General features: G+C 68.3%; 15 protein-coding genes. 12 read left to right on the top strand and 3 right to left on the bottom strand.

Going from position 1 to position 19,645, the window contains the following annotated elements; translation table 11 throughout:
* Positions 1-146: 146 nt before the first annotated feature.
* Positions 147-2,852, top strand: a complete 2,706-nt coding sequence (locus VHR41_16655; GenBank protein HEX3235830.1) for a protein kinase — start codon at positions 147-149, stop codon at positions 2,850-2,852.
* A 52-nt stretch (positions 2,853-2,904) separates the two neighbouring features.
* Positions 2,905-3,108: a hypothetical protein gene (locus VHR41_16660; protein ID HEX3235831.1), complete on the top strand. Its 204-nt coding sequence runs from the start codon at positions 2,905-2,907 to the stop codon at positions 3,106-3,108.
* Positions 3,109-3,144: 36 nt separating this feature from the next.
* Here the strand turns inward: VHR41_16660 and VHR41_16665 are convergent, their stop codons facing one another.
* Both VHR41_16665 and VHR41_16670 read right to left on the bottom strand, forming a co-directional pair.
* Positions 3,145-5,844 carry a protein kinase gene (locus tag VHR41_16665; GenBank protein ID HEX3235832.1) on the bottom strand — a complete coding sequence of 900 codons (2,700 nt, stop codon included), beginning with the start codon at positions 5,842-5,844 and terminating at the stop codon, positions 3,145-3,147.
* Positions 5,845-6,052: 208 nt separating this feature from the next.
* Positions 6,053-6,430, bottom strand: a complete 378-nt coding sequence (locus VHR41_16670; GenBank protein ID HEX3235833.1) for a hypothetical protein — start codon at positions 6,428-6,430, stop codon at positions 6,053-6,055.
* A 218-nt stretch (positions 6,431-6,648) separates the two neighbouring features.
* On the opposite strand from VHR41_16670, the gene VHR41_16675 reads away from it, so the two are divergent.
* Positions 6,649-9,321 (top strand): protein kinase, encoded by a 2,673-nt coding sequence (locus VHR41_16675; GenBank protein HEX3235834.1) that lies wholly within the window; start codon positions 6,649-6,651, stop codon positions 9,319-9,321.
* A gap of 52 nt (positions 9,322-9,373) precedes the next feature.
* Here the strand turns inward: VHR41_16675 and VHR41_16680 are convergent, their stop codons facing one another.
* The gene (locus VHR41_16680; GenBank protein HEX3235835.1) at positions 9,374-9,892 is read right to left on the bottom strand and encodes a VOC family protein; all 519 of its coding nucleotides are present in this window, start codon (positions 9,890-9,892) and stop codon (positions 9,374-9,376) included.
* Between the two features lie 193 nt (positions 9,893-10,085).
* Here VHR41_16680 and VHR41_16685 point away from each other — a divergent pair, with 193 nt between their 5' ends.
* From VHR41_16685 to VHR41_16725, 9 genes are all read left to right on the top strand, one after another.
* Entirely contained in the window at positions 10,086-11,495 is a 1,410-nt protein-coding gene (locus VHR41_16685; protein HEX3235836.1) for an amidohydrolase family protein, read from the top strand.
* 93 nt (positions 11,496-11,588) lie between these two features.
* A complete protein-coding gene (locus tag VHR41_16690) occupies positions 11,589-11,762 on the top strand; it encodes a hypothetical protein (GenBank protein ID HEX3235837.1) in 174 nt (57 codons plus the stop codon).
* Complete coding sequence (locus VHR41_16695) at positions 11,759-12,496, top strand: hypothetical protein (protein ID HEX3235838.1); 738 nt, start codon at positions 11,759-11,761, stop codon at positions 12,494-12,496. Before VHR41_16690 ends, VHR41_16695 begins: the two co-directional genes overlap by 4 nt.
* 100 nt (positions 12,497-12,596) lie before the next feature.
* Complete coding sequence (locus tag VHR41_16700; GenBank protein HEX3235839.1) at positions 12,597-13,145, top strand: hypothetical protein; 549 nt, start codon at positions 12,597-12,599, stop codon at positions 13,143-13,145.
* A gap of 135 nt (positions 13,146-13,280) precedes the next feature.
* Positions 13,281-13,532, top strand: coding sequence for a hypothetical protein (locus VHR41_16705; GenBank protein HEX3235840.1), 252 nt, complete (start codon positions 13,281-13,283; stop codon positions 13,530-13,532).
* A complete protein-coding gene (locus tag VHR41_16710) occupies positions 13,529-14,488 on the top strand; it encodes a serine/threonine-protein kinase (GenBank protein ID HEX3235841.1) in 960 nt (319 codons plus the stop codon). Before VHR41_16705 ends, VHR41_16710 begins: the two co-directional genes overlap by 4 nt.
* A 208-nt stretch (positions 14,489-14,696) precedes the next feature.
* Entirely contained in the window at positions 14,697-17,402 is a 2,706-nt protein-coding gene (locus VHR41_16715) for an EAL domain-containing protein (protein HEX3235842.1), read from the top strand.
* A 14-nt stretch (positions 17,403-17,416) separates the two neighbouring features.
* Positions 17,417-18,685: a methyl-accepting chemotaxis protein gene (locus tag VHR41_16720; GenBank protein ID HEX3235843.1), complete on the top strand. Its 1,269-nt coding sequence runs from the start codon at positions 17,417-17,419 to the stop codon at positions 18,683-18,685.
* A 65-nt stretch (positions 18,686-18,750) separates the two neighbouring features.
* Positions 18,751-19,560 carry a M48 family metallopeptidase gene (locus VHR41_16725; protein ID HEX3235844.1) on the top strand — a complete coding sequence of 270 codons (810 nt, stop codon included), beginning with the start codon at positions 18,751-18,753 and terminating at the stop codon, positions 19,558-19,560.
* Positions 19,561-19,645: the final 85 nt, after the last annotated feature.

The following is a 19,645-nucleotide window of genomic DNA, read 5'->3' on the forward strand; positions in this document are numbered from 1 at the left end:
GTCGGCGAGCCGGAGAAGGCGTTGGATCAGCTCGAGCCGCTGCTCAAGATGCCGTACTACCTGTCGCCGGGGTGGCTCAAGATCGATCCGGCGTTCGAGCCGCTGCGCAAGAACCCGCGGTTCCAGAAGCTGGTGGCGGGCACCGCGTGAGCGCCGAGCTTCGCGTCGCGCTGGAGGCCGCCCTCGCCGGACGGTATGCGCTGGAACGTGAGCTGGGCCGCGGCGGCATGGCGACGGTCTACCTGGCGCAGGACGTGAGGCATGACCGCCCGGTCGCGCTCAAGGTGCTGCACGCCGAGCTGGCTGTGGCACTGGGCGCGGAGCGTTTCCAGCGGGAAATCAAGCTGGCCGCCCGGCTCCAGCATCCGCACATCCTCACGGTGCACGACTCGGGTGAGATCGCGGGACCGCCGGGCAGTCCGCCGATTCTCTGGTTCACCATGCCGTACATCGAGGGCGAAAGTCTGCGCGAGCGCCTCACACGCGAGAAGCAGCTCTCGGTCGATGAAGGCCTTCGGATTACCCGTGAGGCGGCCGACGCGCTCGACTATGCCCACCGTCATGGGGTGATCCACCGCGACATCAAGCCGGAGAACATCCTCCTCAGCGAGGGCCATGCGCTGGTCGCCGACTTCGGGATCGGCAAGGCGCTCACCCAGGCAAGCGACCAGAAACTCACCGAGACCGGCATGGCGGTGGGCACGCCGGCCTACATGAGTCCCGAGCAGGCCGCGGGTGACAAGGATCTCGATCCCAGGAGCGACATCTACAGCCTGGCGACCGTGCTCTATGAGATGTTGGCCGGTGCGACGCCGTTCGACGCGCCGACGTCGCAGGCGATGATCGCCCGGCGGTTCATGGAGACGGCGCGCCCCCTGCGGCAGCTCCGCGACGCAGTGCCGGAGCATGTCGAGCAGGCGGTGCAGCGAGCTCTGGCGCGCACGGCTGCCGATCGGTTCGCCAGCGCGGCGGAGTTCGCGCGTGCGCTCGGTGCAAACGTGTCGGCACCAGTTCCTACCGTGAGGACAGCCGCGGCCCCCGCTCCCGCCCCATCGCCCGCGACCACCGGCGGGCGCCCGCGCGGTAGGCGCAGGGTCCCGGTCGCCGCCACGTCGCTTGGCCTCGGGTTCCTGCTGGGGCTCGGACTGCTCTTCGGGTGGCTCAAACGGCATGGGCCTCCCGCTCGCGAAGAGAACGGCCCCCGACGCCTCGCGGTCCTGCCGTTCCAGAACCTGGGCAGCGCGGCGGACGAGTACTTCGCCGATGGCGTCACGGACGCGGTCCGCGGGAAGCTGACGGCACTGCCGGGGTTGCAGGTGACCGCGTCCAACAGCTCGACAGAGTACAAGGGCACCGTGAAGTCGGCCGAGCAGATCGGGCAGGAACTGGGCGTGGATTACCTGCTCGTGGGGAAGGTGCGCTGGGAAAAGAGCGGTGGCGCCAGCCGGGTGCGGGTGAGCCCCGAGCTGATCCAGGTTTCCACCTCGACTGCCAGGTGGCAGGAGCCCTTCGACGCGGCGGTGACCGACGTGTTCCAGGTCCAGACCGACATTGCAGGACGCGTGGCCCAGGCGCTGGATGTGGCGCTCGGTAGCGCGGAGCGCCAGACCCTGGCGGCAAGGCCGACCGCCAGTCTGCCGGCGTACGACGCCTTTCTCAAAGGCGAAGAGATCAGTGTCCGCCTCAGCACCATTGATCCGGTGACGCTGCGGCGGGCGGCTGGATACTACGAGCAGGCTGTGGCGCTCGACTCCACGTTCGCGACCGCCTGGGCTCAGCTCTCGCGAGCGCGCTCGACGATCGCCGGCACCGGCGGCTCGTCACTCGACGGAAGCCTCGCCCGCGTCGGCGCGGAGCGCGCGCTTGTTCTCGCACCCACCAGCTCGGCCGGCTATCTGGCCATGGGCGACTACTACGCCGCTTCGGGGGATTTTCGACGAGCCGTCGACCAGTACGCAGCGGGGCGGCGGCTTTCTCCCAACGACGCCGAGCTGCTCGCGTCGGCGTCATTGGCCGAGCAGAGCACCGGCCACTGGACGGATGCGCTCGAGCACCTCCAGCAAGCAAGCCGCATCGATCCGCGCTCGGTTCTCACGGCCCGGCGGTTGGATCGCGCGTACCTGTTCCTCCGGCGCTATCCCGAGGCGCGTGAGGCCGGCGAGCGGGCACTCCAGATCGCCCCGACGTCGTTGGATGTCATCGAGACTCATGCGATGACTTTCCTGGCCCAAGGCGACCTCGAGGGAGCACGGTCCGTGCTCGCCGCCGCCGCCACTCGGGTGGAGCCGACCACGCTGGTGGCTTTTACCGCCACATTCTGGGATCTCTACTGGGTATTGAATGACGAACAGCAGGCGCTTCTGCGCCGGCTCACGCCGGGACCGTTCGACGACAATCGGGCGGGATGGGGACTGGCGCTGGCCCAGGCCTATGCGCTCCACGGCGATGCGTTGCACGCGCGGGCCTACGCCGATTCCTCCCGCATCGCGTTCGAGGCGTTGTTACGCGCTGATCCGAACAACGGACAGAATCGCGTGCTCCTAGGTGTCGTCCTGGCCTACATGGGCCGGAAGGCTGAGGCAGTGCGCGAGGGACAGCGGGGGCTGGCGTTGGCCCCGATCTCGAAGGACGCGTATGGCGGGGCCTACAATCAACTCCAGCTGTCCCGGATCTACATCATGGTGGGTGAGCCGGACAAGGCGCTGGACCAGCTCGAGCCGCTGCTCAAGTTGCCGTACTATCTCTCGCCCGGGTGGCTCCGGATCGATCCTACGTTCAACCCGCTCAGGAGCAACCCGCGGTTCCGGAAGCTGGTCGAGGGGACGACCGCCGCTCCAGGGCAACCCAACTGACCGACCAACCTCTGCTTCCCCGGAGCACGGCTACAAGACAGCTGGAGTGAGCATGCCATTCAAGAGCAAGGCCCAGCGCAGAAAATTCGCCGAGCTTCTGGTCAAGGGAGAGATCTCGGAGGAGACATTCGAGGAGTGGAATCGGGAAACCGGAAAGGCGAAGCTTCCCGAGCGGGTTCAGCCCAAGTCGAGAGCGAAGGCCAAGGCGAAAGCGAAGGCGAAAGCCAAGACTAAGGCGAAGGCCAAGAAGCGTTAGCGTTAATGGAGGGGGCTAAAGAGGGAAGCGCCTGACTCAGCGTCGCGCCTTCATGTTGGCGGTGAACTCATCAAGCCAGTTTTCGACGTAGATCACATTCCGACCCGCCTCCTCGCTCGCCTCCCGGATCATCAGGAAGTGGCGGTCGTCGGGCGCCACATCGTATTCCTGGCGGTTTCGGGCGGCACGGTAGCCGGACAGATCGAACAAGGGCCGCGGACTTCCAGAGGTGAAGGTCGATCCGGGCGTCACCTCGACCACCATCATCCGTCGCGGGCCTCGGAAGAACAACTCCCGGCCGCTATGGGCCCAGCGTGGCTCGGACCCGCCGTCTCGGGAGACGACGTGAGTGGACGTGGGATTGGGGAAGGAGGTGACGTAGATCTCTCGTCGCCCGCTTGTCAGCAGCGAGTAGGCCAGCCAGTGACCGTCGGGTGAGAGCGAGGCCTCGTTGCTCTGGTCCTTTCCCACTACCAGCGGGACCAGCGCGGTATCACTGCCTCGAAGTCGCCGGGCGCGGATATGGCCGATATCTCCTTCTTCGTCCGAGCGTACGACCAGCCACTCTCCATCATGCGAGAGCTCGGCTTCCCAAAGACCAAAGGTATGGTGCAGCAGCCGCACCGGCGCGGTGCTGCCGTCTACCGGCACCTGATACACATCGTAGGCATCCTGACCGCCGGCGCCGTTCATGTTCGACAGGTACACCAGCGCCTTGCCATCCGGCACCCAGGAGGGGCGCCAGTTCACCGTCCCGGTCTGCGACAGTTTCTGACGAGTCCCGTCGGCCCGCCGGATCCAGAGCTGGGTCGAACCGTCTCGCACACTCACCGCGAGCGCCTTGCCGTCCGGAGACAGCGCGGGATAATGGAAGTCCGCCTGCCAGGCGGTGTCGAGTGGAACGGCCTGACCGTCCCGAGCAACCCACATCAGCTCGGACGACGCACTGCCGCCTTTGACGGAGTAGAGCGCGGTGCCGGACGGCGACAAGCTGAAGCTGACCGGCGCCACATCCTCGAGCACCGGGACCACGCCAGAGGTGAGGACGAGCCGCTTGAGATCGATCGACGCGGCGTAGAGGCCGCCGGTGCGATCGGTGTAGAGCAGGTGACCACTCGGTGAATACCATGCGCCGGCCGCGTTCGGCACGATCATCCGACCGCTGTCGGCGGCGAAATCGAAGACGTAGATCGAGGATTCGATGCCGCAGTTCCCCGGGCAGACCGTGGCGAGGACGCCGCGGCTGCCGGGCAACGCCTGCAGGGTGGCGATGTTGACTCGATCGGTCGAGCTGCTTCGCCTCACCACCCGGCTCTCCCCACCGTCGGCCGACACCCGGCGAAGTTCCTGTTCCTGGCCGACGTAGACGATCGTGCCATCAGCCAGCCAGGTCGCGCCGAGGTAGCCCGAATTCGAGGAGTTTGCGAGGGTAATCGAACCGCCGCCTTCGACCGGCACCTTGCGCAACCGTCCGTCGATCGTCAGATACCCGATCCACCTCCCATCGGGTGAGAAGAAGGGCGAGACGCCGCCCTCCGTTCCAGCCAGTGGAGCGGGCTCGATCTCATCCCGTCGCTTCCGCAACAGCAGGCTGGTATTGCCGACGGAATCGACGAACACGATGCTCGAGCCATCAGGAGCGATCGCGGCCTGGGTGATCAGGTGCTCGAGCCCCGGGGCGAGAAACTGCCCGAACGAATGATTCCACAGCGCCACCCGCTGGCGACTCACGCTGCCCCTGGGAGCGCGCCCAAGCCAGCCCCAGAGGGCGAGTGCCCCGGTGATGACGAGTGCGACAGAGAGCCCAATAACTGAACGGCGGAACGACGGCACCGGGGACACGGGGAAGCGGGACGACGCGCGGCTGATAGTCCTTTCCGTTCCTCCTGACCGCCGAACCATCGTCTCGTCCCTCAGCGCACCGGCGAACTCCGCCGCACTGGCGAAGCGGTCAGCGGGGAGCTTGGACAACGCGACGCCTACCGCGGCATCAACGTAAGGCGGGATGGTACGGCGCTGCATGGTGAGCGAGCGCGGTTCCTCGGTCATCATCTTGGCGACGATGGCCTGGGCGGTGGGCCCGGTGAACGGCGGCTCCCCGACCAGCATCTCGTAGGTGACGCATCCCAGGGCATAGACATCGGAGCGCGCCGTGATCTCCCGCTCGCCCATGGCCTGCTCGGGGCTCATGTAGTGCGGGGTGCCCAACGACATGCCGGTCTCGGTCATCCGGGTCCCGCCGGCCTTGCTCGCGGCGAGCGCAATGCCGAAGTCGGCCACCAGCGCGGAGCCATCGTGCAACAGGATGTTCTCCGGCTTGATGTCGCGGTGGATCACGCCGTGGCGGTGGGCATAGTCGAGGGCACTGGCCACCTCGGTGGCGAGGCGCACGGCATCATTGATCGGCAGCTGCTTCTCGCGGTTGAGCCGGTCGCGAAGAGACTCTCCTTCGACGAACGGCATCACGTAGTAGGCGGTGCCGTTGACCTCGCCGCTGTCGATCAGACCCAGGATGTGGGGGTGCTGCAGGGTGGCGATGGTATTGATCTCACGGAGGAACCGCTCAGCGCCGATCACGGCGGCGAGCTCGGGCTTGAGCACCTTGATGGCGACGTGGCGGTGATGCTTGAGGTCTTCGGCGAGATAGACCGTGGCCATGCCGCCCGCCCCCAGCTCGCGTTCGAGACGGTAGAGATCGGCTACGGCGTCGGCCAGGCGGGACGGCGGCTGGGTCATCGAGGGTGAAGATCCCTCCGCACGGCTCACCCGGCCGGCCAGAGCCCGCGGGAGCGTGCTGGTCGGATGGGCGATCGTGTCGTCTGGTTCGGGGTGTAGAGAGATGGAACTTAGCAGCGCCGTCAGGTTGCTGCCATCGGCCCCGGTTCGCCACCCACTCGCCCATGTCGGGGTGAGGAGTTGCCCGCTTGGGTGCGGGCTACGCGCACTAGTCGGTGTATCCGCAGAAGACGATGCACAGCACGCCCAGCGTCGCTGCGGCCGCACCCACCAGCGATCCCCCCACGAGCAAGGCAGTGCGCGGCGCGCTCGGGCGCCTGACATCCAGCTCCCGGACCTGCCCCAGTGGGATGGCGACGGCTGTCGTGTCGCGCGTGCCGGTCAGGGTATCGGCCCTGAGCGCGGGATGGTCGAGCTTGAACCGCTGCCCGTCCAGCGTGGTGACGCGGACGCCTTTCCTCACCAGGTTTGAATCCTGGAGTACTCTCTCGGGAGCGACGTTCGGAGCTTGCCAGCTGCTGCACCCGGACAGCCAGCTGACCAGCAGAACCGCCGAGCTGTAGCGCCGCCTGATACTTCGCATCATGGGAGCCTCCCCTGTCGGATTGAACCGCGACGGCGAACACCGACATGATCGCAGGTGCCCGTGGCCTCCGCGTTACCTGAGGGTGACCCAATCCCTGACGCGTAAAGGCAGGCGGGTTGGAGAGTTACTAGCACACCCGGGCCGCGTCTGCCACTGGCGCCGGTTCCGAGCTGGGCTATTATTGGGTGGCTCTCTCCCCTCTACAATCGAGCTGCGGCATGGCCGAGCCGGTCCGAGGACTGGTAGAATCGCTGCGCGACCGCTACGCGATCGAGCGCGAGCTCGGCCGCGGCGGCATGGCCACGGTCTACCTCGCCCGCGATCTCCGGCACGACCGGCCGGTGGCGCTCAAGGTTCTGCACGCTGACCTTTCCGCCTCGCTCGGGCCGGAGCGTTTCCTCCGCGAGATTCGGCTGGCCGCTCGCCTCCAGCACCCCCACATCCTGACCGTCCTCGACTCTGGCGAGGTCGCGGTGCCCGGAGCGCCGCCGCTCCTCTGGTTCACCATGCCCTTCGTCCGGGGCGAGAGCCTGCGCGACCGACTCACCCGCGAGAAGCAGCTCCCGGTGGAAGATGCGCTCCGCATCACGCGCGAGGCCGCCGACGCGCTGGCCTACGCGCACGAGGAAGGGATCATCCACCGGGATATCAAGCCCGAGAACATTCTGTTGGCTGGCACGCACGCACTGGTGGCGGACTTCGGGATCGCGCGGGCGCTGGGCGCGGGGGACGAGAAGCTCACCGAGACGGGGCTGGCCGTGGGCACACCGGCCTACATGAGCCCGGAGCAGGCGAGCGGCCAGCGCGATCTCGACCAGCGGACCGACATCTACTCCCTCGGCGTGGTGCTCTACGAGATGCTGGCGGGGGAGACGCCGTTCGCGGCCCCCACCGCGCAAGCCATGATCGCGCGGCGGTTCATGGAGACGCCAAGGCCGGTGCGGCTGCTGCGCGAGACAGTGCCGGAGCAGGTGGAGCAGGCGCTCCAGCGGGCGCTGGCGCGGACAGCGGCAGATCGGTTCGCCACGGCGGCCGAGCTCGCGCGCGCACTCGAGCCCGGGACCCGGCCGCTCGCCTCCGTGACGACAGGCGCCCCACCCATCCCACCACCGGCAACGTCCGCCACGGCCCCCGCGCGTTCGCCGCGCCGGGTCAACGCGGCCGTCACCTTCGTGCTTGGCCTCCTGGTCACCGCGACGATGGGGATGCTCGTCTGGCAACGGGCCCACCGGAGCGTTGAGGACACGGGCAAGGGTCCCAAGTTCGTCGCCGTTCTGCCGTTCGAGAATCTGGGCAGTCCCGACGAGGAGTATTTCGCGGACGGGGTGACCGATGCGGTTCGCGGCAAGCTCACGGGGCTGCCCGGCCTAGAGGTCATCGCGTCCAACAGCTCCAGCCAGTACAAGCATGCCAGCAAGACGCCGCAGCAGATCGGACAGGAGCTGGGGGTGCAGTATCTCGTCGTGGGCAAGGTTCGGTGGGAGAAGCGCGATGGGACGAACCGGGTGCAGGTGAGCCCGGAGCTTATCCAGGTCTCGACCGGCACGGCCCGGTGGCAGCAGCCGTTCAACGCGGCGATCACGGACGTGTTCCAGGTCCAGGCCGACATCGCCGGCAATGTCGCGGAGGCGCTCAATGTGGCGCTCGGTGCCGGCGAGCGGCAGGCACTGGCCCAGAAGCCGACGCAGAGCATCGCGGCGTATGACGCGTTCTTGAAGGGCGAAGAGGCGTCCGCGAGGTTGGGCGAATCGGATCCAGGCAAGCTGCGGCAGGCGATCGGTTACTACGAGCGGGCAGTGGCGCTCGACTCCGGGTTCGTCGGGGCCTGGGCGGAGCTCTCGCGGGCGCACTCGGCCCTGTACTACAACGGATCGGGCAATGGCGGAGATGCCGGCGCGGCGCTGGCGGGGGCACAACGCGCCGCTGCCGTCGGACCGGACGCCGGCGAGACGCATCTCGCGCTGGGTGACTATTACAACCTGGTGGTCGGTGACTTCGCTCGGGCACTGGAGCAGTACGCGGGCGGCCTGCAACGCACACCCGCCAACTCCGACCTGCTGGCCGGCAGCGCGATCGTCGAGCAGAGCCTCGGACGAATGGACTCCGCGCTGGCGCTCTTTCAGCGTGCCGCGACCCTGGATCCGAGGTCGGTGTTTCCGATTCGCCGGATGGCCCGCGCGCTGCTCTGGCTCAGGCGATATCCGGAGGCGCAGGAGGCGACCGAACGGGGGCTCGCCATCGCGCCGGACAATCTGAGCCTGCTGCAGAACCGAGCCATGGTGGCCCTGGCTCAGGGGGACCTTGCCGGAGCCCGCGCCAGTCTGCAGAACGCCAAAGGCGTGGACCCGATTGGGCTCGTCGCCTTCATGGCCAACTACTGGGACACGTACTGGGCCCTAAGCGAGTCGCAGCAGGACCTGCTGCTCCGGTTGACCCCCGCGCCGTTCGACGACAACCGCGGGGCCTGGGGCCTGACGCTGGCCGGAACGTATAGGCTCCGCGGCCAGGAAGCTCGCATGCGAGCATACGCCGACACCGCCCGGCGAGCCTTCGAGGAGGCGCTGAAGCTCACGCCTGACGATGCGCAGAGCCATCCGCTGCTCGGTGTCGCCCTGGCCTACCTGGGACGCAAAGCGGAGGCGATCAGGGAGGGTGAGCGGGGAGTGGCGCAGGCCCCGATCTCCAAGGACGCGTACGGCGGACCGTACAATCAGCTCCAGCTGGTGCGGATCTACATCCTCGTGGACGAGCCCGAGAAGGCGCTCGACCTGCTCGAGCCGCTGCTCCGGATCCCGTTCTATCTCTCGCCGGGGTGGCTCAAGATCGATCCGACATTCGACCCGCTGCGGAAGAATCCGCGGTTCATGAAGCTGGTGGCGGGGACCGCGTAGGGTGATGAGCCAGCCGCACGCCGAGCACTTCGACTCGGCGTGCGGCCACTCGTCAGCGCCGGCTTCCGGCCGTCTCTCCCTCGAACGCCCGCTCGAGCTCGGCGATGTCGAGCTTCTTCATCTGCAGCAGCGCCTGCATCGCCCGCCCCGCCTTCTCCTTATTCGGGTCGCTCATCATCTCCGCCAGTACGGTGGGCACCACCTGCCAGGATAGCCCGTACTTGTCCTTGAGCCAGCCGCACTGCTGGGAGTTCTTGTCGCCGCCCTGGGAGAGCTTGTTCCAGTAGTGATCGATCTCCTCCTGGGTCCGGCACATGATCTGGAAGGAGACGGCTTCGGTGAACTTGAAGATGGGGCCGCCGTTGAGGGCGGTGAACGGCTGGCCGTTGAGCTCGAACTCGACGGTCATCACGGTGCCGGGGGCCTGCCCGTGCACTTCACGGCCAACCTCCCCGTAGCGGGAGATCTTGCCGATTTTGGAGTTCTTGAAGATGCCGGTGTAGTAGCGGGCGGCCTCTTCGGCCTGGTTGTCGAACCAGAGGCACGGGGTGATCGGTTGGGGTGCAGCCATGATCTCGCTCCTTAGTACGTGTCAAGAACGCACCCGGCACGGGGCCGGCGGATTTCACAATTCACCACACCAAACTCTCACCAGAAGACCTTCAAGGAAAGCCCACTTTCAAGGCAGTTAGACGTCTAGGCTGAGCGGGCAGGCACGCTGTAGCTTTACACCGGCGATCCGTTCCTCCCCAATGGAGAACTCCATGATAGACCGCATGGCGGGTGCAGCGCTCCTCGTCCTGGCTCTCGCGTGCCGGCCAGGAAATACCGCGTCCGCACCCGAGCCCGCCGCCACGCCGGTTGGTGCCGTCGCCCTGGTTGGCGGCACGCTGGTCAATCCGGGCGCTCCGCCGATTCCAAACGCCACAGTGGTCCTGCAGGGCGACCGAATCTCATGCGCCGGACCGACAGCGGAGTGTGCGCCTCCCAAGGGCTCGACCAAGCTCTCGGTTCAGGGCACGTACGTGGGCCCAGGCCTGATCGACGCCCACGTGCACTACTCCCAGACCGGCTGGGTGGACGGGAGACCCGACGCGATCGACCTGCGCTCGCAGTATCCCTACGACTCGGTGGTTCGCGACCTGGCGTCTCACCCGGAGCGGTTCCACCGCTCCAACCTCTGCAGCGGTGTCACCAGCGTGTTCGACGTGGGCGGATTCCCCTGGACCTATGAGGTGGCTCGGGCGAGTCGTGTCGCGAGCGACGCGCCCCGCCTCGAGGCCGCCGGGCCGCTGCTCGCCACCATCCAAGTCGACTCGCAGATGCGGGGACAGTTCGACTACATGAGCGACAGCGCGACGGTCCAGGCCGCCGTTCGCGAGCACCAGAGGCAGGGTGCCGAGGCGCTCAAGGTCTGGTACATCCAGGTGCCCGACTCGGGGCATGCGCATGCCAAGGCGATGCTCATGCTGGCCGGCGAGGAGGCGCGGAAGGCGGGGCTCCGGCTCATCGTACATGCGACCGAGCTGCCCCAGGCGAAGGACGCACTAGAGGCGGGCGCGGTAGTGCTGGTGCACGACGTGTTCACGGGGACGGTCGATGACGAGTTCCTGAGCGCGGCCAAGCGAAATCACACCATCGTGATCCCGACGCTCAGCGTGCTCGAGGGTTATGCCGATGTCTTCGCCGGGCGATCGCCGGGGCTGCGCTATCCACTGGACTGCATAGATCCCGGCGCACGGCACAAGCTCGAGACGGTGCTTCCCAACTCGCTGCGCGCCCAGGGCAACGCGTACTGGCAGGGACCGGACGCGAAGCGGGAGCGCGACACCGGTGCGGACAACCTCCGGCGGTTGTATGAGGCGGGGATCCCGATCGCGATGGGGACGGACGCGGGAAACCCCGGCACGGCGCACGGGCCGAGCGTGTACCGGGAGATGGAAGCGATGCAGCAGGCGGGGATGCCGGCCGCGGCGGTGTTCGCGTCTGCCACGATCGTCGCCGCCCGCGCCATGGCGCTCGACGGGGAGATCGGCTCGATCGCGCCGGGCAAGCGTGCAGACGTGGTGGTGTTCGAGGCGGATCCCACGGCCGACAGCCGGAACGTGCGTCGGATCCGGCTGGTGATACGCAACGGCAAGGTCTATCAGCAGCGTGAGTTACTGCCCCACTAAACAAATCTTCATGGGTGATTCAAGCGAGCTTCGCCAGTTCCGGTGTAGCGTGCTCTGGCGCGTGGTTTTCCCTAACGGACGGGGCACTTTCCGATGAACACCGAACGAATCCGCATCGAGCAGCAGGGCCTGGCGGGCGTGGTGTGGGTCTGGGCCTGGCTCTTCACCATCGGGTTGCTGCACCTCACGTTCTGGAAGGCGGTGCTAGGCATTCTCCTGTGGCCGTATTATCTCGGCGTCACCCTCAGCGCGCTGCTTCCCAAGTGAAGCGCCGCGCAGGGCGGGTCATCGGGGCGGGAGCCGCAACGGTGGCGCTGGCTGGCCTGGGCTACGTCGGCATGACCTGGCTGCGGTATGGCAAGCGGACGTCGGTACTCGGCCGCCCCGATCCGCTGGTCGACCGGTTCATGCCGACCTACGAGGTGCGGGAGCTGCACGAGACGAAGGTTGCGGCCCCGGCCGACATGACCTATACCGCGGCGCGCGATCTCGACCTGCAGCGATCCGGCCTGGTCCGGGCGATCTTCAGGGGGCGCGAGCTGTTGATGGGCGCGCAGCCTCCGAGGGGTCGTGTGCAGCAGACTTTCCTGAGCGAGGCGCTCGCCCTGGGTTGGCGCATGCTCGCGGACGAGCCGGGACACGAGCTGGTGATGGGTGCGGTGACCCAGCCGTGGGAGGCAAACGTCGTGTTCCGCGGCCTGCCACCCGATGAGTTTGCGGATTTCCACCAGCCCGGCTACGCCAAAATCGTCTGGACGATGAAGGTCGACCCGACCGGCCTCGACAGCTCGATCTTCAGCACCGAGACGCGGGTTGCCACCACGGACCCGCACTCGCGCGAGCGGTTCCGCCGCTATTGGTCGCTGCTCTCGCCCGGCATCCTGCTCATTCGCCGGGAGATCCTGAGGCTCGTCCGGGAGGACGCCGGCCGGCGCCTCAGGGCCAGGCTGACGCTCCAGGCCGGCGGGGCAGTGATAAGCTCATCGCCCTCAGAAGGTTAGGAGCAGCCCAGAGGGCCCGGGCCGCCACCCTGGCGCGCACGTGGTGGAGGGCTATTATTCGGCGTTGCTGCTCCCACCTCAGACGCGGCGTGGCCGCCCTATGAACCAGATCCTCGCTCTCGGGACGGTCGCACTGCTCGCCCTGGGTCGTCCGACCGCGCCGGCCGCCGGCTCGGCCGCCGCCGGTCGCGACGAATCCGACGTCGCGGCCGTCATCGCCAAATTCAAGGAGAAGGACCCGGGCATGGCCCGCGTGTTCGCGCAGGCCTACGGCTACGCCGTGTTCCCCACGGTCGGCAAAGGGGCCATCGGCATCGGCGGCGCGCGCGGCAAGGGTTGGGTGTACCAGCACGGACACCTGATCGGCCGCTCCACGCTCACCCAGGTGACCATCGGCTTCCAGCTCGGCGGGCAGGCGTACAGCGAGGTGGTCTTCTTCAAGGGCCCAGACGCGCTGGAGAACTTCAAGCTGGGGCATCTCAAACTCGACGCGCAGGCGTCGGCGATCGCGCTCACGGCGCGAGCGTCCGGTGACCTGGCCTACCGGAGCGGAGTGGCGATCGTGACGATGGCCAAGGGCGGGCTCATGTACGAGGCGTCCGTGGGCGGGCAGAAGTTCTCGTTTCACGCCGTCGAGAAGGGAAGCTGACGCAGTGACGGACCGCTCGACCTGGCCGGTTCGGGTACGGGGACTGCACGACCCCGAGCGCGACCATGACCTACGCGCGAGACTTTCGCGACATACTGTCCGCGTTCTCCGCGGGGGAGGAGAGGATCCCGCCTGATGCCGGATCTCCGAAGCGAGCTCGCGGCCGCGTTGGCCGATCGATACACCATCGAGCGCGAGCTGGGCCGCGGCGGCATGACGACCGTCTTCCTGGCACTTCTGGGTGAGCCGGAGAAGGCCCTCGACCAGCTCGAGCCGCTGCTCAAGGTCCCCTACTCTCTCTCGCCCGGCTGGCTCCGGATCGACCCGATGTTCGACCCGTTGCGGAAGAACCCCCGCTTCCAGAAGCTGGTCGCCGGCACCTCGTGAAGCCCGACCTCCGCGCGCTGATCCAGGCCGGCCTGGCCGACCGCTATGCCCTCGACCGCGAGCTCGGCCGCGGCGGCATGGCCACCGTGGTGCTGGCCCGGGATCTCCAGCACGACCGTCCCGTCGCCATCAAGGTGCTGCTGGCCGAGCTGGCCCAGACCGTCGGCGCCGACCGCTTCAAGCGGGAGATCCGGGTGGCGGCCCGGCTGCAGCATCCCAACATCCTCAGCGTGCTCGACTCCGGTGACATCGAGGGCCAGCTCTGGTTCGCCATGCCGTTCGTGGAGGGCGAGAACGTGTACGAGCGGCTCCAGCGGGATGGGCCGTTCGCCCCGGCGGAGGCGCTTCGAATCGCCCAGGCTGCCGCGAGCGCGCTGGCCTACGCGCACGAGCAAGGCGTGGTGCACCGGGACATCAAGCCGGAGAACATCCTGCTCTCCGGCGATCAGGTGCTGGTGGCCGACTTCGGGGTGGCGCGGGCGGTGAGCGAGGTGGCCGAGAAGCTGACGGCCACAGGCATGGTGGTGGGCACGCCGACCTACATGAGCCCCGAGCAGGCCAGCGGCGAGAAGGCGATCGACGGCCGCACCGATACTTTCGCGCTGGGCTGCGTGCTCTACGAGATGATCAGCGGTGATGCCCCCTTCAAGGGGCCCACTCCCCAGGCCACCCTGATGCGCCGATTCATGGGACCGCCCCGCCCGCTGCGCCCCATGGCCAACATCTCGGAAGCGGTCGAGCAGGCCATCATGCGCTCGCTGGCCCGGGAACCGGCCGAGCGGTTCGCCACGGCGGCGGAGTTCGCCGACGCGCTGGCGGGCAAAGCGGTCCCGGCGGCGGCACCTGCGCTGGCCACGGGAGCGGACGCCTCCACTCCCGCCAAGAAAGGCTGCGGCGCCGCGGTGCTCCTCTTCATCGCCCTTGGCGGCGTGCTCGGGAGGGCCCTCCTGGGCTGAATCCCTCCGGCACCATCATTGCCAAGTCTTGCACTCCGACCTGGGTTCCCAAGCTAACCTCCTGCCCTAGCTGAGTTTCCGTCCCCGCTCCAGCGCTCTGCCAGTTGCAGAACGCCACGAACTGGGCGACCGGCGATGGGCCAGGACCCTGGAGGGCTCCATCTCCGACACCGCACCGTCCCAGAGCCGTCGCGGCTTTCCCTTCATCGTGGCGTTCCTCACCGCCTGCTACGCCGTGGCGTACCTGGTGTGGGAGGGCAGCGACTGGGGCAGTCCCCAGATACGCAACCTGATCAGCAACGTCGCCTTCATGCCGCTCAACCTGGGCGTGCTGGTGCTGAACGCGCTCGCGTCCCGCCGCACGGTGCTGGACCCCGGGGTCCGGCGGGCTCTCCGGCTGCTGGCGATCGGCGGCGGGATGGTGTTCATCGGGAACGCCATCTCGGTCCTCTACCTCACCGTGCTCAGCCGGAATCCGGCGGTCACCTGGGCCGACCCGTTCTACCTGGCCGACTCGCTGCTCACGCTGAGCGCCCTGCTCTCCTTCCCGCTGGCACGCCGCACCCGGCTGGAGCGGTGGAAGTTCGTGCTCGACGCCGCGATGGTGCTGGTGGGCGGCGGGGTGGCAATCTGGTACTTCTCGGTCCGGCCCACGGCCGCGTCCGAGGGGAACAGCATCATGGTGACGATCCTCGCCTTTGCCTACCCGCTGGCGGGCATGCTGGTGCTGCTTGGCAGCACCACTGTCTGGCTCCGACGGCCGATCGACGGCAACCGGGCGGCGTTCCGGCTGCTGATCGGCGGCGTGGTGGTGAGCATCGTCGCGGACCTCACGTTCAACGTGATCCGGGCCCAGACCGGCGAGCGGCCCGCCAGCTGGACCGACGCGGTGTTCCTGCTCTGCTACGTGATGCTCATCGCGAGCGCCGAGCTGTTCTACCGGCGCCCGGTGGCGGGCACGGTCTCGACCGCGGCGCCTCGGCCGAAGATTCAACCGCTGAGCCCCCTGCCCTATCTGGCCGTCGGCAGCACCTACGCGCTGCTCCTGGTGACCGCCATCCACCCGTGGACCGATCCGGTGAGCGGGCTCGCGCTCGGCGCGCTGCTGGTGACGGCCCTGGTGGTGTTCCGGCAGCTCCTCACCGTCCGGGAGAACGTCCGGCTGTTGGCCGAGACGGCGGCACGGCAGAACGAGGCGCGGTTCCGCTCGCTGGTGCAGCACTCCTCCGACGTCATCATCGTGATCCGCGCCACCGGGGTCATGCGCTTCGTGAGCCCGGCCGCGACCCGGGTGTTCGGGTACGATCCATCCGCGCTGGCCGGTATGCAGGTGTCCGATCTCCTGCATCCGGAGGATCGGGACCGCGCCGCCAAGTTCGTGACCGACGCCGCCAAGCGCCCCGGCGTGACCGGCCCGGTGGAATGGCGCTTCCGCCAGCCGGACGGCTCCTGGCTGCACGCGGAGATCCTCGCCACCAACCTGCTGAACGACTCGACGGTCCGCGGCATCGTGCTGAACACCCGTGATGTCAGCGAGCGCAGGCGGCTGGAGGAGCAGCTCACCCACCAGGCGTTCCACGATCCCCTCACCGGCCTGGCCAACCGCGCGCTGTTCCGCGACCGGGTGAGTCACGCGCTGGCGCTGGCGCGGCGGCAGGGGAACCCCATCACCGTCCTCTTCCTCGACCTGGACGACTTCAAGAAGGTCAACGACAGCCTGGGACATGGCGAGGGCGACCGGCTACTGATCGCGGCCGCGGAGCGGTTCCTCTGCTGCGCGCGAGCGGCGGATACGGTGGCGCGGCTGGGCGGGGACGAGTTCGCCATCCTGATCGAGCATGTGGCCGGGTCGGACGGGCGGGCGGGCATCCTCGACCGGCTGGCCGCCGCCATGACTCACCCTTTCTCGCTCAGCGGCAACCAGATCCAGGTGAGCGCCAGCATCGGCGTGGCCACCGCCGCCGGCGACGAGACGGCGGATGACCTGCTCCGAAACGCCGACGTGGCGATGTACGCCGCCAAGCGCCGGGGCAAGGGGCGCTCCGAGACGTACGAATCCCGGATGTACGCCGACGTGCGCGACCGGCTGGAGATGGAGGCCGCGCTCCGGACCGCCATCGAGCAGTGCCAGCTCACCCTGCACTACCAGCCGATCGTGGTCCTCCGGACCGGGGCGATCCAGGGCGTGGAGGCGCTGGTGCGCTGGGATCACCCGCGGTACGGCCATCTGCTGCCCCAGCACTTCGTGCCCCTGGCCGAGGAGACCGGGCTGATCGTGCGACTGGGCGGCTGGGTGATGGGCGAAGCGTGCCGGCAAGTCCAGGCGTGGCGGGTGGCGTATCCCCAACATTCGCTCTCGGTCTCGGTCAACATGTCGGGGCGGCAGCTGCAACACGCCGCGATCATCGAGGAGACCCGGAACGCGCTGGTGACTTCGGGGATCGATCCGGCCGCCGTGGTGCTGGAGATCACCGAAAGCGTGCTGGCACAGCAAACCGAGACCATCCTGGAGCGGCTGCGCCAGCTCAAGGCGCTGGGCGTGCGCCTGGCGATCGACGATTTCGGCACCGGCTACTCGTCCCTCAGCTACCTGCAGCGCTTTCCGATCGACATCCTCAAGATCGCGAAGCCGTTCGTGGAGGAGGTGGGTCTCGGGGCCGACCGCTCGGCACTGGCGCGCGCCATCATCGGTCTGGGCGACACGCTCAAGCTGCACACCATCGCGGAGGGCATCGAGATGGCGGAACAGCGCGGCGCCCTGCTCGAGCTCGGCTGCGGACTGGGGCAGGGACACTACTTCGCGCCGGCATTGCCACCCCCGGCGATGGAGCGGCTCCTCGGCACCGGGCCGGTGCTGGGTGGAGAGCTCGCCGCATCTCACCATGGCCGCATGGCGGCCGTCTCTCCCACCTGAGCCGCTGAATAGCCATGGCCTCTGCACGCCAGAAATTCATCACCAACCTGTACCTCGCGGCCATCGCCGCCGTGGCTCCGCTCGGCCTCATCGTGGCCCTGCTGCTCGCCTCCGTCACCAGCAACCGGGAGGCGGTGATCCGTGGGACGCTGCTCTTCGTCGCCGCCGGCATGGCCGCGGCGTGGACCCTGGTCCGGCTGCTGCTGGTAAGGGTGCTGAGGCCCACCGGGCGGGCGGCCGGCATCGCGAGCCGGGTGGCGCAAGGGAACCTGAGCACCGACGGCGAGACCGGCAAACCGGGACAGGATGCGCTCTCCACCTCGCTCAACACCATGCTGCTCAAGCTGCGGGACCTGGTCGGCACCATCCGGCAGCACGCGCACGACGCGGCCGCGATGGCGGAGGAGATCGCCAGCTCGACCCACCAGATGACGGCATCCACCCAGGAGGTGGCCAGCACCACGGGCGACCTGACGGAGCGCGCCAACCAGCAGGCGGTCGTGGTCCGGGCCGCGGCCAACGACGCCAGCCGGATCCTGGGAATCGCCCAGGAGCTCGCGGCGGGAGCGGTCGAGGCGGCGGACCGCAACGGTGCACTGGCCCGGCTGGCCCGCTCGCACCGGGAGCGGCTGGACGCGAGCACGGCGGAGCTGGGACGCCTGGCGGAGGAGGTCGAGCAGGCGGCCACCGAGGCTGACGCGCTGGCGGTGGCCTCGGAGGAGATCGAGAAGTTCATCATCCAGACCAAGGCGATCGCCAAGCAGACCCACATGCTGGCCCTCAATGCCTCGATCGAGGCGGCCCGGGCGGGCGAGGAAGGCAAGGGATTCAGCGTGGTGGCGGAAGAGGTCCGGAAGCTCGCCGGCCAGGCGGCGCAGGCGGCCGCGTCCACCAGCGAGACGGTCCAGGTGGTGCTGGCCCGGGTGCAGACCGCGCGGGAGCGGCTCATCCGGCTGAGTCATGGCGGGATGGCAGCCAAGGACGCGGCACACGCGGCGGCGGACGGCCTGATGCACGTGGCGGCGGACGCGGAGGCCAACGACGAATGGACCCGGCGGATCTCCGCGTCCGCCGGCGAGGTTCGCGGGCTGGTCGAGGGGATCGCCGGGCGCATGCGCGAGGTGTCCGCCGGGACCGAGGACTACGCCGCGGCCGCCCAGGAGATCGCCGCGGCCGCGCAGGAGCTGAACGCGTCGACCGAGGAGATCTCCGCCTCGGCCGGCCACCTGGCGGAGGCGGCGGAGCGGCTCACCGGCGCGGTGGGCGGATTCACGCTGGGGTGAGGACGGTCACCGCCCCGGCGCGGTGATCCGATGTAAATGGGACGATCCTCTCCGGGAGCCGTCCCATGTCGCGCGGAAGACTCTGGATCGCCCTCTTCGTCGCTGCCATCTCCCTGTTCGGTTACTTCGGCAGCAGCGTCTTCAATCCCATCACCCAGGAAAAGCAGCACGTCGGCAGCATCACCCCCGAGCAGGAGGTGGCGCTGGGGCTGCAGGCCGCGCCGGAAATGGAGCAGCAGTACGGCGGGCCCGACCCCGACCAGGAGGCGCAGGCGCGGGTCAGCCGGGTGGGCGAGCGGGTGGTGACCCGGAGCGCCGCCGGAAAGAGTCCCTACCGCTTCGAGTTCCACCTGCTGAACGATCCCGAGACGATCAATGCGTTCGCGCTCCCTGGCGGCCAGGTGTTCATCACCGAGGGTCTGCTCAAGCGGTTGACCAGCGAGGGAGAGCTCGCGGGCGTGCTGGGGCATGAGACGGGACACGTCGTGGGGCGACACGGGGCGGAGCACATCGCCAAGGAGCAGCTCACCCAGGGGCTGACCGGCGCGGCGGTGCTCGCCACCTACGATCCCAACGATCCGTCGAGCCGGAACTCCAGCGCGGTGGCGCTGATGATCGGGCAGCTGGTGACCATGAAGTTCGGCCGACAGGACGAGCTCGAGGCCGACCGGCTGGGGGTCAGGCTGATGAGCGAGGCAGGGTACGATCCGCGGTCGATGGTCGCGCTGATGGAGATCCTGGAAAAGAGCGCCCAAGGCCCCAGGACGCCCGATTTCTTCAGCACGCATCCCAATCCGGAGAATCGGATCGTGCGGATCCGGGAGGCGATTCAGGCGCAGTATCCCAACGGGGTGCCGGAGGGGCTGGAGAAGTGATGGGAGGCCGGTGGGCGGGAGGCGGTAAGGGCGGTAAGGACGGTAAAGGCGGTAAGAACGGTAAGGAATTCAAGCCCTGCACGTA

The sequence above is a fragment of the Gemmatimonadales bacterium genome (assembly GCA_036265815.1).
Taxonomy (GTDB): Bacteria; Gemmatimonadota; Gemmatimonadetes; order Gemmatimonadales; family GWC2-71-9; genus CAVVWJ01.